Raw genomic sequence first — 16,630 nt, 5'->3', positions numbered from 1 at the left:
GATGTTCATGCGTGAGGTTCTACCTCTCGCCGCTCCGAACGTGGGTTCCTCTGGGGGTCCGACAAAACGAGATACGTGATTTTTTGGCGATGGACCCGATCTGCTCTCGTCCGCAAGGATGCAAGACACTGTTCGGTCGAATGGCATTGGTTCAAAAGGGCGCGCATCAGCCTCTTGTTCGCTGGAAATTCCCGGGCGGCGGTTTCCTTTTGACCGGCTTGACGATCGGATCGAAATTATCGCCTTCACCGAGATCCGGGGGCGTGAAGGTTTCCGGGTCGATCTCTTTATCGAACTCTTCTGCTGCATCAGGTTCGCTTTCGTACTCTGAAATGCCCTGATCATCCGGCACGATCACTCCCTCGGACAGGACTGCGGCAATGGCCCGAGTGTAGGTATTGTCTTTGCCGCCGCGTGGGACCTCGAGCGTTGTCGCGTCTTCGACGGCCTGACGCTTCGCAGCTACAGATTCCGCTTCTGCAATACGTCGTTTCTCGTCTTCTGCGCGCTGCCGTCGCTCACGCTCGCGCTCCTCGGCGATCCGAGCGGATTCCTCAAGGCGAGCTTTCTCCCGGTGTAGCGCTCGAAGCTGCATCCAGCATGACCAACGGGCCTCGTTGTCGCTTTTGACACGTTCACGCTCGGCCGCGATGCGAGACTTCGATGCCAGGCTCGTCTCGCTCGCTCGCTTGCGCGCCTTGGCGGTCTCGCGCGGGCCCATGTGGGGTTGCGCGACGAGACCGTCAGGCGCATCGCCATCTGCCGCCATTTCCTCGTAAGAGCGAAGGTCGATACGAGCCCGTGATCCCGTTCGGGCCAGCGCCGCATTTGTGCGCTTCTCCCATTCCTGCCTGATCGCGAGCAGATTTTCCGGGCCTGGCTTTCTACGATCCAACTCCCAGGTCTTTTCGCCGAAAGCTCCGGTTTCACGGTCAACCCGCCGGGTCGTAAACAAGATGTGGGCGTGGAAATTCAGGTTGGTCTGCGCAGGGTCTGCCAGTGCCGCCAGATACGCATCGTTGCCTTTTTCGGACGTTCGCTCCCGCGACAATCGTCGCTCCTCGTCCTTGTCGTGAAACGAGGGGGCATGCAGAGCGTAATGCACCGCCACACCGAACCTATCCCGAAGCCAGAGGGAAAATCCATGAACAAGCCTGCGCTGATCGTCGAGCCGTAGCTCAGCGGGCAGCGCCGGGCGCAGTTCTCGAGCGACGCGCGCGTTGCACCGATTTTCCGCGGCTTCGGCCGCGTTCCAGAGGTCTTCCGCCGTCCCCTGCCAATTCACCATGCAATGCGCAAGGAGGCCGGTCGTTTGACGGTAGTTGAACGACCGGCCGATACGCGCATCGGCCATGTCGCAGCGCGCTATATAGGCGGCCGCGCCCACAGCGGAGCGGCCGTTTCCGCGGGAGATGACAAGGAGCGGGCAGTGACTGGCTGGATGTATCATTCCAGGTAAGTCGTGCCCTCGATGCGGGACCGCACCTTCCAAAAGCCCGCGGCAGGCGCGCTGCAAACGAAGTTTGCGTAATTGCGCCCTTGCCTGTCCGGCCGCGGGTCGATGACACCCGGCCCGTTCTCTTGCGAGATACGCGAAATCAACTGCCCGGCTTCAGGCTCAGGCACCATCTCCTCTTCGAAATGAAATCAACGGGAGGCAAGCCATGCCAAAATACGCGGACAAGATTGCGAAGATCGAAAAGAAGATCGAGCAGGAACGACAGCAGTTGCGCGACCTAAAAGCACGCGAGACGGCTCAGAAGCGCAGGGACGACACGCGTCGGAAGATCCTCTACGGCGCTGCGATCCTGTCACTCATGGAGAAGCTGCCTGCAGAGAAGAAACGCGATACCCTGGAAAAGCTTCACCAACATATCCGGAATGAAAAAGACCGCGCATTCCTTGGCCTGCCGACATTGCAGGAACAGAAAAAGCCCGAGGCAGAAGATGCGCGAACTGCCGCATCAGGAGCAAGATACGGCAAAAGTCACCCGTCGTCGTAGCTCGACATGTAAGTGGCGCTCTACCGGATGACCGTATCCCAGAGCCGTTCACGGAGTTCTTGCTGGCTGAGGCTGCGATGCCGTTTGCCAGGCATCACCTGGATCACTCGGCCGGACCCGACCTGAAACTTGTAGAGGCGTTCCGGTTGCCACTTCGTTTTCTCATGCTGGATCTTCACGCGGACCTGCGAGATGCCCGGATCGAGAGGACCGCAGTATGGCGCGATCAGGTAGGAATGTCCCAGTCGATCAGCCACCCGCTCGGCTGCACGGCACCACCGTTTCTTGGCTGCCGCCCATTCGCACACCTGAGCTTCGCGGGTCTGCAAGTCCACATCGTTAGCCGCCTCTCCAGAGGTGGCGCTGGCTTTATAATTGAGGCACCTGCTCTTCTGAGAAACAGGTCGGTATGGGAGGTTGAAGACCGGCCAATCCCGTCCTTCATAGAGGCGAACAAGCATGACGAAAATCGCCTCTTCGATCGAGACCGATTCCGCATAGTCATCCGACTGCAATTTCGCGAATCCATGCTCGGTCTTCTTCGAGAGTAAACTCGTGCGGAACCGATTACTGATCAGGAAGGTGACGCGCTTCGGGTCTGGTTGTTCCAGTTCATCGAAGAGGTCGGTGCCCTTGAGATCTGCGATACCCCTTTGCATCCATCGCCGATCCTTGCACCCCCGGGCGGCAGTAAGTTGCGCGATTCCATCGCACCAGATCGTTTGCGGTTTGATAAGGACCGGGCCGGCGCCTGACACGCTGCCGTACATCCAATCAAGCTGGCCCAAAAGGCCATGAACAAACCGAGCCGCATGCAGAGATGTCAGCCTGGTCGAGAGAATTTCGACTGTGCGGTTCGGAAGCTCGTATTTTCGATTTATATGCATGGGGCATCTCCTTGTCCTGCCCAAAGAAGTTGGGTCTGAAGTCAACGAAAAGAAAACGAGATACCTTGCCCGTACAGATAGCCAGACACCCCGCACAGATAGCCAAACGGCCCGGATGAATGGCCAATACATGTTCGCGCCCGGCCTTTCGCCCACGTATCGGGACTTGTTGTCCGCTCAAGTGGCGCAGATCCACGTTCTCAAGGACTTGGTTGACGTACCGATGGCTTGTCCGAGACCTTAATGGTCTGAGTTTCAACGAAAACCTGACTAAAGAACGTAGTGGAACGTCGGGAACGTAGTGGAACCCCCATGCAGAGTGGTAAATTCGCAGAACGTCGATACCGATAGGTTTGCCAAACGGCGGTCCCCCTGCAGTGAAGGGTCAGATAAGCTCGGCCACTTCTTTCATCCTGGCTGCGTCGTATTCCTCACTGGTGTCGGAGAATTGCGGCGCTGACAGCCCGAAGGCTATTTCTATCGCCTGCCTCTCGGTCAACGGTGCCATGTCGAACCCGACGATCACCGGTGTCGCGCCCATGATGCCGTCCGACCTGAGATCGACGAATACAGTCCCGCGACACCCGCCATCCATCCCAACGATATCGTCGCATCCGAACACGAAGGGATATTCCATCACCTCGAACACGAGATCATTCAGGTCAAAGCCATAGACAACGTCGTCCTCTGCGATGCCATCCAGCCGAATTTGCATCGTCGGTAGACCATCTGGGTCTTCCTCAAACGGGGCGCTTATTGTGATGTTGGAAACATCAACCTGAACCCTTTTCAGGTCGCTGTTCGCCTCGTCATCTATCGGGAAGCGCTCTTGGTTGTCGAAGGCGTGTCGCGCCTGCATGGACGTGAAGACCGAATCGTCAAGACGACTCGCAGTCTCGGACACCTCGGCTACGATCTCATTCATGTTCTTCTGGAACCGGTCAGCGCGTGTTTCGAGGGCGTCGCGTAGACCCGAGAGATAGACTGCGTCATCCGTCAGGCATTGTGCGCCGCCCTGCTCGTCCAGCGCGCCGATTTGGGTCATCGCCTCGCACGCATCCGACCGTGGCCCGGCCAGATCGACCGACGGGTTATTTTCAACGTATTTCGAATACCCATACCATCCGACTGCGGCCCAGAAGAGAACGCCGAAAATCGTTTCGGGGGCGATCAACCAATTCCGTCGGCTCAAAGTTTCCTCATTGATAGAAGTTTCACGGAGCCCGGGAAACCAAGGTTTGTTTCGGGTATCAACCGAAAATGCCTGGCATCATCTCGCAGATTGCGACCACTTTCCTTCACAACTTCGGTCCTTTACGGTCTTCGGGGCAAGCCGGGCCGCGAAGATCCGGTGGCAAGAACGAGGGACGGGCATGCCGCTTCTGCACTGGTTGACGAGGGATGAGGATCTGCGGGCGGCGGATCGGGTGCCGTATCGGCTGCTCGACGAGGTGCCCGACCTGAGCGCCGGAGAGGGCGACGAGGGGCTGCTGGTGCAGGGGGACAACCTCGAGGCGCTGAAGGCGCTCCTGCCCTTCTACGCGGGCCGGGTGAAGTGCATCTACATCGACCCGCCCTACAACACCCGGTCGGCCTTCGAGCATTACGACGACAGCCTCGAACACGCGAAGTGGCTGGCGATGATCGTGCCCCGCTTGATTCTGCTGCGCGAGTTCCTGAGCGAGGACGGCTCGGTCTGGGTGTCGATCGATGATCGCGAAGGTCACTACCTCAAGGTCGTCATGGACGAGATATTCGGCCGGAGGAATTTTCGGTGCACCTTCATATGGAGGAAAGTGGACAGTCCGAACGATAACAAAGTCCCAATTACGCCAGATCACGAGTTCATTCTCGTCTACGAGAAGAACTCTGAACAGGCGGGCTTTCGACAGAAGAGCGACGAAGGCCTCCTCGAATCTTATCGCATGACCGACGAAGAGCCGCGCCCCCACCGTGATCGACTGATTAAGAAGAATGGAAAGAACTCTTTGCGGGATGACAGGCCGACAATGTTCTTCCCGATTGAAGCTCCAGATGGAACGGATGCATGGCCGATACATGACGACGGACGTGAAGCCAACTGGGCCTTCGGCAAGAAAGGCATCGAACAACTGCGCAAAGAAGGCCGTCTTATCTGGAAGCAGCGAGAAAGACTGGGCGAAATAGTCTGGGTCCCATACAGCCGAGAATTCGCGAGCAACGACCCCAAACGTCCTAACGAGACAATATGGACAAATGAACACACCACCAGGCAAGCGAAGGCTCATGCAAGAGAACTCCTCCCAAGTGTTCAGCCCATCGACACAATAAAACCAGAGAAGCTGATCTCCCGGATTCTCCACATCGCCACCACTCCCGGCGACCTCGTTCTCGACAGCTTTTTGGGCTCAGGCACCACGGCGGCCGTCGCGCATAAGATGGGCCGCCGGTGGATCGGGGTTGAAATGGGCGAGCATGCCCGCACCCACTGCGCCCTGCGTCTACAGAAGGTCATAGAGGGCGAACAGGGCGGCATCTCGAAGGATGTCGGCTGGGAGGGTGGCGGCGGCTTCCGTTTCTGCACCCTCGGCCCCGCGGTTTTCGACGAGGATGGGCGGATCGACCCAGCGATCCGCTTTGCCGACCTCGCCCGCCATGTCTGGTTCTCCGAGACTCGCCAACCCATGACCGACGCGCCCTCGGGCCCGCTCCTCGGCGTGCATGGTGAGCGCGCCGTCGCCCTGCTCTACAATGGCATCCTGAAAGACCGCAGCGCCGGGGGCGGCAACGTGCTGACCCGCGCGGTGCTGAAGCTGGTCCGCGACGACCTTGCAGCAGCCGCGCCGGACTTCGCGGGCGATCTGGTGGTCTACGGCGCCGCCTGCCGCCTGTCCGAGGCCACGCTGAAGGAACAAGGCATCCTGTTCCGCCAGACCCCCTACGACATCTCGGCGAGGACGTGACCATGCAGCTCAAGAGCTATCAGAAGGCCACGCTGGAGACGCTCGACGCCTTCTTCGCCCGCGCCCTCGCCAAAGGTCCCGCTGAGGCTTTCCAGCACGCCGTGGAGGAGCAGGAGAAGTTTGCCCGCCTCGAGGGACGGAAACCGGAGCCACGCACCTACCAGCCCCTCGAGGCGCTGTCCGAGGTGTCTTACGTCTGCCTGCGCCTGCCCACCGGCGGCGGCAAGACTTTGCTGGCGGCCGAGACGATCCGCCTGGCCGCGCGCAGCTACCTGCGCCGTACATGGCCCCTGACGCTCTGGTTCGTGCCCTCTGACGCGATCAAGACGCAGACGCTGGAGGCGCTCAAGGACCGCACGCATCCCTACCGCCGCAGGCTCGACGAGAATTTCGGCGGGCATGTCCGCGTCTTCGACATCGCCGAGTTCGAGATGCTGCGCCCGCAGGATCTGACGCGGTCGGCCTGCGTCGTCGTCTCGACGATCCAGGCATTCCGGGTGGCGAACACCAGCGGCCGCAAGGTTTATTCCCACCACGAGGAGCTGGAGCCGCATTTCTCCGGCGTGCCCACCGACGGGATGGAGGTCGTGTCGCCCGAAGAGGCGGCGGAGAACGACATGCTGACCGAGGGGGCGGTGAAATTCTCCTTCGCCAACCTGCTCTACCATCAGCGGCCCCTGATGATCGTCGACGAGGCGCACAACGCTGTCTCGGGCCTGACACGCGAGGTGCAGGCCAGGATCCGGCCGGCCGCCATTGTCGAGTTCACCGCGACCCCGCGCGGGCGCAACAACATCCTGCATTCGGTCACGGCGAGCGCCCTCAAGGACGAAGAGATGATCAAGCTCCCGATCCGTGTCCGTCCGCATGACGACTGGAGGGAGGCGGTCACGGGTGCCGTGGCGACACGAAACATGCTTGAGGAGAAGGCGAAGCGGGACCGCGATCATATCCGGCCGGTGGTGCTCTATCAAGCGCAGGCGAAGAACGGTCACCCGACGGTCGCGGAGCTTAAGAAATACCTGATCGAAGAGAAGCTGATCCCGGAAGACCGGATTAAGATCGCCACCGGGGAGCAGCGCGAGCTGGATGCGGTGAACCTGCGCGACCCTGCAGAGCAGACCCGCCACGTAATCACGGTGGACGCGCTGAAGGAGGGCTGGGATTGCCCCTCGGCTTATGTCCTCTGCGCCACCCAGCGGCTCCAGAGCCGAGGAGCCGTAGAGCAGCTCCTGGGGCGTGTCCTGCGCATGCCCTATGCGTCCCGAAGGAAGGACGCGGCCCTGAACTGCGCCTACGCCCACGTCTCCGAGCCCTCGTTCCAGGAGGCCGCGCAGGCCCTGACCGACAAGCTGATAGACATGGGGTTCACGGACGAGGAGGTCCGGGAGTCCCTGAAGCCGCGCGGGGTGGAGCAAAATGACCAGGGGGAGCTTTTCGATCCTGATCCTGTTCGTCCGAAGCCGGTCCTCCAGTTCACCGTGCCAGACAGCGAGGATGCCCGTGAGCGCCTGAATGGATGGCAGGACGAGGGTGTTGACTACATCCAGCGCGATGACGGCACATTGGTCGTCGGCGTGAAGGGCGACGTGACCGACGAGATCGCCCAGGGAGTCCGCGAGATCACTCGGGAGGAGGATCACGCCCATTTCGATGCACAGCTCGAAAAGCATCGGGCAACTGTCGAGGCCAGCCGCACGCTGGCCCAGAACGGTCATGTCATAGAGATCCCCCAGCTCCTGGTGGAGATGGAGGGCGAGACCTTCCTTGCCGAAACCGATGCGATCATGGAGCGCGTCGACTGGTCCCTGGATCGCCATCCGGCGCGGCTGACCGAACAGGAGCTGAGCTTCCACCGGTCTCAGGACGTTATCGAGATCGACCTCGAGGGAGAGAAGCTGGTCTACAGCCGGATGACGGAAGAGCAGCCGATCCTGTCCGGCCTGCATGCCCCATCGGAAGCGGATCTCGAGGCATCTCTGGTGCAATGGCTGGAGCGGGAATGCCGAGTTCCGGACATTCCCCAGGCCGAGATGCTGCCGTGGATCGCCGCCATGGTCGCAGACCTGGTTACCAACAGGGAGGTCAGCATCCGCACGCTGATCGACTGGCAGCACCAGATCGCGGCGCGAATCCGATGGAAAATCCAGGCAATCCGGGAAGAGGAAAAGACCCGAGCGCACCAGATGGCGCTGTTTGATGATCAGGCGAAACCAACCTGGTCCGACAGCAGCGTGGTCCGTTTCGACGACACAATCTACCAGAATGTGCCTACTCAGACGATCGGAGCCTTCCGGTTCAACCGTCACCTGCTCGGTGCCGACCGGGCCCCGCTCATCGATGGTGACCTGAACGGGGAGGAATTCCAGTGTGCCTGGAGCCTCGACAGCCTTGATGAGGTCGAGGTCTGGGTCCGAAACGTGGCGCGGCACTCGGACTCATTCTCGCTGCCCCGGGTCGGTCGTCGGTTTTACCCGGACTTCGTCGCGAAGCTCCGCGATGGTCGCGTCTTCGTTGTTGAATACAAGGGCGAACACCTGATCGGCGCACCAGAGGCACGCGAGAAGGACGCGATCGGCAGGATCTGGGCCCGCACGACAGGAAACGTATTCCTAATGGTGCGCAAGGTAGCCCATGGTGTCGAGATGGCGGATCAGATGAGAAATGTCGTAATGAGATAGTGACACTCGTCTTAAGCTTACGCGCCGACATAATCGAAAAAAGGGCCAACTTCGGCTCAGGACGTGAGTTTCGCACCCCTGTGCAGATCGTTGGTGAAAATCACGTGTGACGTGACGACCTGAGCATCAGTCCCCTTCGCTCATGCGCGTGATCTCAAGTGTCTGCGCAGGATCAACGTGTAATCTCTTGAGGTGCAAAAAATTAACCATTCAGGTTGAATCCCCGCGCGAGTCTTGATATTGTGGGAAAGAACCACCGTGAGGAGCAACGACCATGACCACAGAAATCGGAAAGGAGCTGCGGAAACTGCGAATTGATGAGGACGAACGACTTCTGGACATGTCCCAGCGCCTGAGCAAGTCCTCTGCCTTCATTTCCGCCGTGGAGCGCGGCACGAAAAGCCCGCCATCGGGCTTTGAAGAACTCGTCATCAAAGCCTACCGGCTCGCCGGGGAAACAGCGGACACATTGCGCCGCGCCGCTGATCGGTCCCGGAAAGCCTTCACTATCGAGGCCGACACCCCACTGGCCCGAGACACTGCCGGGCTCATGGCCCGGCGCATGGACAGCCTGTCCGATGAGGAGCTCAAAAGCATCTTCCAAATCCTCAATAAGAAGGACGCAAAATGACCTCTGGCAGCGATTTCATCGTACCGCCGCGCCGCTGGGCTGAAATCGGCGGCATTGCGAATAACCTCCGCCATCGCCTCGGGCTGGCGGAGGAGCCCCACCTGCCGGTGATCGAGCTGATCGAGCGGGTGTTAGATCAGAAACTCGGGCTCGTCCGCTTGGAGGTGGGCGACCGGCACGAAATGGACGGTGCAGAGGGGCTGACCTGCCCCAATGGCGAGTTCATCATGCTGCGGGAGGACGTGTACAACGGGGTTTGGGCGGGCGACCGTCGCGCCCGCTTCACGACTGCCCATGAGTTGGGCCACTGGGCCTTGCATACGAACATCTCCATGGCCCGGGCTCGCCGGGGCGATGGAACCCCCACCTACCGCTTGGCGGAGCCGCAGGCGGATCAGTTCGCCGCAGAGCTGTTGATGCCCGAAGGATTTATTAACGCATGGGATGACGAAAATGACCTGATGGAGCGCTTCGGCGTCTCGTTCAGCGCCGCCCGCAACCGCCTCCGCTACCTTCGCAAGAACGGGAGGCTCTAACGAATGAAGGCTCAGGTTGGCGCCTGAGCCTCCAAATGAAAATCTGAATCGTGCATCAGGGGCTTGACGATGCAGAGCCTCCCGAAACGCAAATCAGCTTCCGTGACAAGGGCCGATATAGCGCTTTTCGGGTCAAATGGCAAGATACGCCCCGAAGGAGAACGAGGGAATGGCTAAGAAGCACACACCCCCTCCGCCGGGTTATCGGTACGTGTTCCGCCCTTGGCGCACGTGTCCGAAGACCGGGCAGCGCCTCTACGCGAGAGCGTTTGGCCTGCGCGCCTGGCCGATTTTGGTTCCCGATTAAGGGAGCCGTGACTCTGGATGAGCGGTTCCGCCGCTCATCCTATCGAAGCTTGCCAACTCATGAGGTTACAACATGGCAAAGAAGACCACGAAAATCGGGCGCAGCGCCAAGACCGGACGGTTCACGACGGTGAAGACTGCCCAGACGAAGAAGTCGACGCACGTTGTCGAAACCATCCGGCGTCCGAAGTAAGCGCCGAACGGGCTGCTTCTGGAAGACGATCTCCAGAAGCAGCCCCACGAATCTTTGAGATAACTCAGACCAACTCAGCCAGGATCTGGGCAAGATCATCGCTTTGCCCGCGCCTTTCAGAGATAAGTTGCTCAAGCGCTTGGACGACTGGCATGTATCTTTTCCCGTCGTCTTTCGCTTGTACATCTTCGAACCGCCTGTCCGGCGGCTGTCTGTCGGAGCCTAACGGGTCCTGACCAAGAGATGGGGGCGCAGCGCGACACGCGGAACTCCCAATTGTCATGCCTCCATCTTTGTGTAGCGCTCGTAGTCATCCTCCTGGCTCCGAAGCGCTTGAAGCTCCCGTTCCAGATGCTGAGCGATGGGGACGAATTTGCGACCATCCTCGGGGCGGGCGCGCAGGATTTCCAAGATGCGCTTGTATGCGCCTTCCAGCTTTTCCGGGTTCATGAAACGATACTCCTCTTTCCTGCGGAGAAGGTCGGATCGTTTCGAAATGGACGGAAAAGCTTACCCGACGCGATATCCGAGGGCCTCGAGTTCGGCCTCGATGAGGTTCCTGACCTCCGCGTTTGGGCGCGGTTGCCATGTGTCCGTGGGGAAGCTGACCAGCTCGGCATAGAGGGCGCGAAGCTTGAGCTCTGGTCCGTCGCCATAGACCGGGCGTCCGCGAAGCTTTCCGACGGAATGGCCGAGGAGGAATGCCCGTTCCTCGTTTGTCATGCCTGCAGCTCGAGCGCGTTCCTCCCAGGTGTGCCTCGTGCCGCCGAAGGTATAGGGTTTTCCACCTTCAGGGTGCGCCGGGAAGAGACCGTGATCTCTCATGAATTTGTTGATGTCGCCGGAGAAGCTACCCTTCGCCCGATATCGGGAGAAGCCAGTAGGATGGCGGCGAATTGCCTCAAGTGCCGCGCCGAGTAGGGGTACAAGCCTGATCGAAGCGAGATTCTTGATGTCGCGGACGTGCTCTCCCTCTTCGACATACCTGATCCGGAGATGCGGGATCGGATGGTTTAGGATGATGTCCTCGGGCGGAAGGTGAACGATCTCCGTCTGACGACATCCCGTTTCGGCGACGACGATCCCGATGTCGACGCGCTCATCGACTTCAATCCCGTCGGTCAGCTTCCCCCTTGCGAGGTCTCTGACCCATCCTACAGGCAACGCTGGCTTCCCTCCCTGGTTAGAGGACTTATCCTTCTTGGGTCGCGGCTCTATCTTGAAGCCAGCGACAGGGTTGAAGGTCTGGCTTGGAAGAGCCCCTGCGAGCTTATGATATTCGGCAATCATTTGTCTCAGGTAGCGAAGACGCTTGATTGCCTGGTCATCGGAGATACTCCCGGAATTTACCCTCTCCTGCCAGTGGTTGTAGTATCGCCGCGCGTCGTCCTCGGTGATCTCATGAACGTTCTTGTTCGAGACGACTCCGGCGAATACGCGAGCGGCATGCCTGTAGCGATTTCGCCACTGGCGCTTCTGATCCTTGTGTTTCCCCTTCAACTTGTGCTGCGCGCGCTCTTCCATGACCTTTGGCATGTCGAGGATCTTGATGTGCGGGACATCGCAAACACCGAGTGCGGCAGGTATCGCGGGGGAGTCCACCGGGACGGCGGCGAGCTTCTCGATCCGGGCCACGAGGTCCTCGAGAGGTCCGGCCAAGAGGCCCTGGATCGGCACGTAGGGTAGCTGGAGGTCGTCGAGCAATGACACAGCAGCTTCGAATGCCTCGACTGACGGCCCTCGGTCTTTCCTCAACAGGCGAGCCTTCCAGAGCTTTTGGAATGCTTTCTTTTTCAGGAGGGCAAGAGCCCTTGCCTCTTCCAGATCGCAAGTCTTCAGGGACTGGTTGATCTCGGTCCGCGACTCTACAGCGCGAAACTGCGCAGGGACCCTCCAACGGAGATAGTAGACATTGCCGCGGGGCTCGACGCCGGCGACGCATTTAGATAGGTTCATAGAATAGGTGCTCCACAGGTTGCCACACAACGGAGCCGCGGGTGGCTTTTGTTCTTCCGACCCGTTCAGGCTCCAAGTATCTACAAGTTGGGAACTTTTTCAGGGCGGCGGAAATCGCGTCTCCGCCGCCAAGAGTTCTCTCCTGGGCACCATTCCCCAAAACTTGCAAACTCTGGCCTGGACGGGCCCCGCTGCCGCCAAACGGTTTGACATCACGCGTCAAGTGTGGGCTTTCCCCGACCCAGCAATGCAAGGGTTTCAGAACCAAGTGCCGGACCAGACACCGCCTACATCCCGCCGACTGGTCGCCGTCGTGGTCACCCACAACCGGCTCGACAAGCTCGGACCGACCATCGACCGCCTGCTCGCCTCCGGGCCTTCGCACCTCTCCGCCATCGTCATCGTCGACAACGCCTCGACCGACGACACCGCCGACTGGCTCGCGACCCAGACGAATCCGCGGCTCGATATCGTCACCAGCAAGGTGAATCTCGGCGGCGCCGGCGGGTTCGAGACTGGCATGCGGCATGCCGTCGCGCGGCACGATCCCGACTGGCTCGTGGTGATGGACGACGACGCCCGACCGCTGCCCGGCGCGCTTGCGGCCTTTCACGCCCTGCCGCCCGAAAACTGGGATGCCATCGCCGCGGCGGTCTACTTCCCCGATGGCCGGATCTGCGAGATGAACCGCCCCTCGCGCAACCCGTTCTGGCACTGGCGCCTGTTCCTGCGGACCTTTCGCAAGGGGCGGAACGGCTTCCATATCGCGCACGACGAGTACGCCAAGGACGGCTGCGAGATCGACGTGACCTCCTTCGTCGGCTTCTTCGTCTCCCGCCGGGCACTGGGCATGGCCGGCTATCCCGATGGCCGCCTCTTCCTCTACGGCGACGACGGTCTCTATACCCTCGGCCTCACCCGCGCGGGCGGGCGCATCGCCTTCCTGCCGCAGATCGCCTTCGAACACGACTTCACCACCTTCGGCGGTTCCGGCGCGGCCAAGGGGCAAAGGTTCCGCCCGCTCTGGAAGGTCTACTACCACCACCGCAACCTGCTCCTGCTCTACCGCATGGCCGCCGGCTGGCTGTTCTGGCCGGTCCTGCTGATCGTGTTGCCAAAATGGTTCTCCAAGGTCCGCCACCATTCCGGCTCCCGCCGCGCCTTCTTGCGCCTAATGGGCCGGGCGATCGCCGACGGCCTGTTCAATCACCTCGATGTCAGCCACGAAACGATCCTCCGGATGACGGGGCCGGAAGGCGACCAGGGCGACGGGCCTAGCGGTTGAGGATCTCCCGGCTGTACCGCCGCGTCAGCAAGAGCCCGAAGAACAGCAGCGTGATGCTCACGTAGAACACGTAGACCGTGTCGATATAGGTCGGCGAATAGGTCGTGTAGAACCCGGTCCGCGTCAGGCCGGTGATATGCACCAGCGGGTTGTACCACAGGATATCCTGCGCCAGCTTCGGCAGGTCCTCGTAGATGTAGATGATCCCGGACGCGAGGAACAAGGGACGTGTGATGATACCCCAGATCATGTCCCAGACCGGGAACAGCCCGATCAGCGTACAATTCAGAACCCCCACCCCCAGACCGAGCAACATCGCCAGCGCGAACGCCTCGACGATCGGCCCCAATTCGAGAACCGTCCGGTTCTCCACGATGTTGAGGATGATGGTCAACAGGATAATGCTCGTCATGATGCCTGTCAGGCTGTTGAGCACGAACCGCGCCACGATCGCGTCGAACCAGTTCACCGCCGGGAACCTCAGCAGCGCCTTCGAAAAGTTGATCGCCATCGACGTGCTTTTCGAGATCACCTGGTACAGGTTGAAGACCACGTATCCGGTCGCGTAGAACAGGATAAAGCTTGTCCCGAGTGACGGTGTCCGCAACAACAGCGAAAAGCCGATCGCAAGAAACATGATCGCGGCCAACGGCTCGACCACACCCCAGATATACCCGCCCGGCGTGCGTCCATAACGCGTGGACATTTCCCGCAGCATGAGCGCAAGAATATTGCGGATCACCGAGTAGCGCACATGGCTCCGCCCGATTTCCTTGTTCTCCGGCTGACCCGCCGAGCCTGTAAACGCCATCTGGGACCACGGTTGCTCTGGTGATTTCGGCGATTAGTATGCTAGACACGAGGCAAACGGCTTGAGGCCTGGATCATACAATAATGACAAATCGCAGCTCAGCGGCCCGTGATGCGGCCGCAAAAGAGGGCCAGCCGGGCAAGTCCGACGACCCGAACACCGCAGGCGATGCGCAATCGGGCGGCGGCGGCGCGGATGGCGATGCCATGCCCTTCGCGACCCGCCGCGGGGCCGAGCCGGAACCCGCCGACGATCCCGCTCCGATCCGCCGTCCGGTGACCGCCGACGCGTCCGGCCCCGCGCAGGGCAGGTCGAAACCCGCGGCCGGAAAGGGTAACCCGAAATCTGCTCCGTCCGGCCGCAAGAACGCCAAGCCCGCCCCCGACAAGTCCGCAGAGCAGCCCCAGCCAAAGGTCCGCCCCGTGGCCGGGCCCGCCAAGCTGAAGAAGCGGCACTGGGGCCTGATCACGTCCTTCCTGTTCCTGGCGGTCATCCCCTTCGTGGCCACCGTGGCCTATCTCTACACCGTGGCGGAGGACCAGTATCATTCGATCGCCGGCTTCACCGTCCGCAGCCAGGAGCAGGGCGGCGCCAACGAACTGCTTGGCGGTCTGGCCGATTTCGCCGGCGCCTCCACCGCCTCCGACAGCGATATCCTCTACGAGTTCATCCAGAGCCAGGAGATGGTGCAGGCCGTCAACGAAGACGTCGACCTACGCGCGCACTACTCGCAACATTGGCCCAACGACTGGGTCTTCGCCATCTGGAACGACGCCACGCAGGAAGACCTGATCTGGTACTGGAACCGCATGGTCGGAATTTCCTACGATTCATCGACCGGCCTGATCGAGGTTCAGGTCAAGGCGTTCGATTCCCAGATGGCCCAGACAATCTCGCGCGAGATCGTCGAAATCAGCCAGGCCCGCATCAACGAGTTGAACCTGCAGGCTCGCGAAGATGCCATGGGATATGCCCAGGACGACCTCGACGATGCGCTCGAACGCCTCAAGAACGCCCGCGAAGCCATGACCGAGTTCCGCACAAGGTCGCAGATCGTCGACCCCGAGACCGACATCCAGACCCGCATGGGCGTGATGACCAGCCTGCAACAGCAACTGGCCTCGGTGCTCGTGGAACACGATCTGCTGCGCGGCACCTCGAGCGAGAACGACCCGAGGCTCCGCGAAGCCCAGCAACGCATCGAGGTGATCCGCGACCGGATCGCCACCGAACGGCGCAACTTCGCCTCCTCCAGCACCGAGACCGGCGGCGTCAGCCAGGATTATCCCTCGCTGATCGCCGAGTTCGAAAGGCTGACGGTCGACCGCCAGTATGCCGAGCAGGCCTATACCGCCGCGCTGACCGCGCTCGAGACCGCCCGCGACGAGGCCAACCGCCAGAGCCGCTACCTCGCCACCTATATCAAGCCGACGCTGGCACAGGCGTCCGAATACCCGCAAAGGCTGATACTGACGGGGCTGGCCGCGCTCTTCCTGCTGCTCTTCTGGTCAATCCTCGCGCTGGTCTACTACTCCATCCGGGACCGGTCCTGAGCGCCGCCATGATCCGCTTCGAGAACCTGAGCAAGAGCTTCTGGATCAAGGGGAAGCAGAAGGTCGTCATAGACAACCTCAACCTGACGCTTCCCAGCGGCCGCTCCCTCGGCCTACTGGGGCGCAACGGGGCCGGCAAGTCGACCCTCCTGCAGATCATCGCCGGCACGATGAGCGCCGATAGCGGGCGCATCGTCACCGACGGGTCGATATCCTGGCCCGTGGGCCAGGCCAACTCCATCCACCGCGAGCTCAGCGGTGCCGAGAACGTCAAGTTCCTCGCCCGCATCTACGGTGTCGACACCGAAGAGCTGATGGATTTCGTCGAGGAGTTTTCCGAACTCGGCGATTTCTTCAACATGCCGGTGCGCAGCTACTCTTCCGGCATGCGCGCGCGCCTCGCCTTCGGCGCCTCCATGGGCATTCATTTCGACACCTACCTTGTCGACGAGGTCACCGCCGTGGGCGATGCCCGCTTCAAGGCCAAGAGCGCGCAGGTCTTCCAGGCCCGGATGTCCCATTCCAGCGCCATCGTCGTGAACCACTCGATGCCGGGGCTCCGTCGCTTCTGCGATTCGGGCCTCGTGCTCGAGAACGGAAGCGTCACCTATTTCGAAGATCTCGAGGAAGCGATCGAGTATCATACCGAAACGATGAAGTGACCCGGCAAACCCGCCCGCGGGTTGCGCCAGCCGGCCTTTCACGTTTAGAGCGTTTCTATGAAAACCTGAATCGCCGGGGATTCCCAGAAGACGCTGATTGTGCTTCCCTCTCCCTGGGAGGATCGGATCATGTCAGCACCTTTGCCGAAGGCGCTTCGTGCGCGGTTTCAGCAGTATATCGAGG

14 protein-coding genes are annotated in these 16,630 nt (G+C 60.8%); 8 read left to right on the top strand and 6 right to left on the bottom strand.

The window, feature by feature from the left end; translation table 11 throughout:
• Positions 1-166 precede the first annotated feature (166 nt).
• A complete protein-coding gene (locus tag RLN94_RS01105) occupies positions 167-1,450 on the bottom strand; it encodes a MobA/MobL family protein (RefSeq protein WP_350168390.1) in 1,284 nt (427 codons plus the stop codon).
• 214 nt (positions 1,451-1,664) lie between these two features.
• Between RLN94_RS01105 and RLN94_RS01100 the strand changes: the two genes are divergently transcribed.
• Positions 1,665-2,003 (top strand): hypothetical protein, encoded by a 339-nt coding sequence (locus RLN94_RS01100; RefSeq protein ID WP_350168388.1) that lies wholly within the window; start codon positions 1,665-1,667, stop codon positions 2,001-2,003.
• A 20-nt stretch (positions 2,004-2,023) separates the two neighbouring features.
• On the opposite strand, the gene RLN94_RS01095 is transcribed toward RLN94_RS01100, so the two are convergent.
• Together RLN94_RS01095 and RLN94_RS01090 are read right to left on the bottom strand one after the other, a co-directional pair.
• Entirely contained in the window at positions 2,024-2,890 is an 867-nt protein-coding gene (locus RLN94_RS01095; RefSeq protein WP_350168386.1) for a hypothetical protein, read from the bottom strand.
• Between the two features lie 385 nt (positions 2,891-3,275).
• On the bottom strand, positions 3,276-4,064 hold the full coding sequence (locus RLN94_RS01090) for a hypothetical protein (protein WP_350168384.1): 789 nt from the start codon (positions 4,062-4,064) through the stop codon (positions 3,276-3,278).
• Positions 4,065-4,263: 199 nt separating this feature from the next.
• Between RLN94_RS01090 and RLN94_RS01085 the strand changes: the two genes are divergently transcribed.
• The 4 genes from RLN94_RS01085 (at position 4,264) to RLN94_RS01070 (ending at position 9,680) form a co-directional block, all read left to right on the top strand.
• On the top strand, positions 4,264-5,832 hold the full coding sequence (locus RLN94_RS01085; RefSeq protein WP_350168382.1) for a site-specific DNA-methyltransferase: 1,569 nt from the start codon (positions 4,264-4,266) through the stop codon (positions 5,830-5,832).
• Positions 5,833-5,834: 2 nt separating this feature from the next.
• Positions 5,835-8,513: a DEAD/DEAH box helicase gene (locus tag RLN94_RS01080; protein ID WP_350168380.1), complete on the top strand. Its 2,679-nt coding sequence runs from the start codon at positions 5,835-5,837 to the stop codon at positions 8,511-8,513.
• A 274-nt stretch (positions 8,514-8,787) separates the two neighbouring features.
• On the top strand, positions 8,788-9,144 hold the full coding sequence (locus RLN94_RS01075; protein WP_350168379.1) for a hypothetical protein: 357 nt from the start codon (positions 8,788-8,790) through the stop codon (positions 9,142-9,144).
• A complete protein-coding gene (locus RLN94_RS01070; RefSeq protein ID WP_350168377.1) occupies positions 9,141-9,680 on the top strand; it encodes an ImmA/IrrE family metallo-endopeptidase in 540 nt (179 codons plus the stop codon). Before RLN94_RS01075 ends, RLN94_RS01070 begins: the two co-directional genes overlap by 4 nt.
• Positions 9,681-10,458: 778 nt before the next feature.
• Here RLN94_RS01070 and RLN94_RS01065 read toward each other — a convergent pair.
• Together RLN94_RS01065 and RLN94_RS01060 are read right to left on the bottom strand one after the other, a co-directional pair.
• Complete coding sequence (locus RLN94_RS01065) at positions 10,459-10,629, bottom strand: hypothetical protein (RefSeq protein ID WP_350168375.1); 171 nt, start codon at positions 10,627-10,629, stop codon at positions 10,459-10,461.
• 60 nt (positions 10,630-10,689) lie between these two features.
• Positions 10,690-12,135 (bottom strand): site-specific integrase, encoded by a 1,446-nt coding sequence (locus tag RLN94_RS01060; RefSeq protein ID WP_350168373.1) that lies wholly within the window; start codon positions 12,133-12,135, stop codon positions 10,690-10,692.
• Between the two features lie 268 nt (positions 12,136-12,403).
• On the opposite strand from RLN94_RS01060, the gene RLN94_RS01055 reads away from it, so the two are divergent.
• A complete protein-coding gene (locus RLN94_RS01055) occupies positions 12,404-13,420 on the top strand; it encodes a glycosyltransferase (RefSeq protein WP_350168371.1) in 1,017 nt (338 codons plus the stop codon).
• Here the strand turns inward: RLN94_RS01055 and RLN94_RS01050 are convergent.
• Entirely contained in the window at positions 13,410-14,231 is an 822-nt protein-coding gene (locus RLN94_RS01050; protein WP_350168369.1) for an ABC transporter permease, read from the bottom strand. The genes RLN94_RS01055 and RLN94_RS01050 overlap by 11 nt on opposite strands.
• An 83-nt stretch (positions 14,232-14,314) precedes the next feature.
• Here RLN94_RS01050 and RLN94_RS01045 point away from each other — a divergent pair, with 83 nt between their 5' ends.
• Both RLN94_RS01045 and RLN94_RS01040 read left to right on the top strand, forming a co-directional pair.
• Positions 14,315-15,784: a sugar transporter gene (locus tag RLN94_RS01045; protein WP_350168367.1), complete on the top strand. Its 1,470-nt coding sequence runs from the start codon at positions 14,315-14,317 to the stop codon at positions 15,782-15,784.
• A gap of 8 nt (positions 15,785-15,792) precedes the next feature.
• Positions 15,793-16,446 carry an ABC transporter ATP-binding protein gene (locus tag RLN94_RS01040; RefSeq protein ID WP_350168365.1) on the top strand — a complete coding sequence of 218 codons (654 nt, stop codon included), beginning with the start codon at positions 15,793-15,795 and terminating at the stop codon, positions 16,444-16,446.
• Positions 16,447-16,630: the final 184 nt, after the last annotated feature.

This window comes from Roseovarius sp. (assembly GCF_040223625.1).
Taxonomy (GTDB): domain Bacteria; phylum Pseudomonadota; class Alphaproteobacteria; order Rhodobacterales; family Rhodobacteraceae; genus Roseovarius.
The sequence above is the reverse complement of the archived record's forward strand: the minus strand, read 5'-3'. Positions and strand labels throughout refer to the sequence as shown.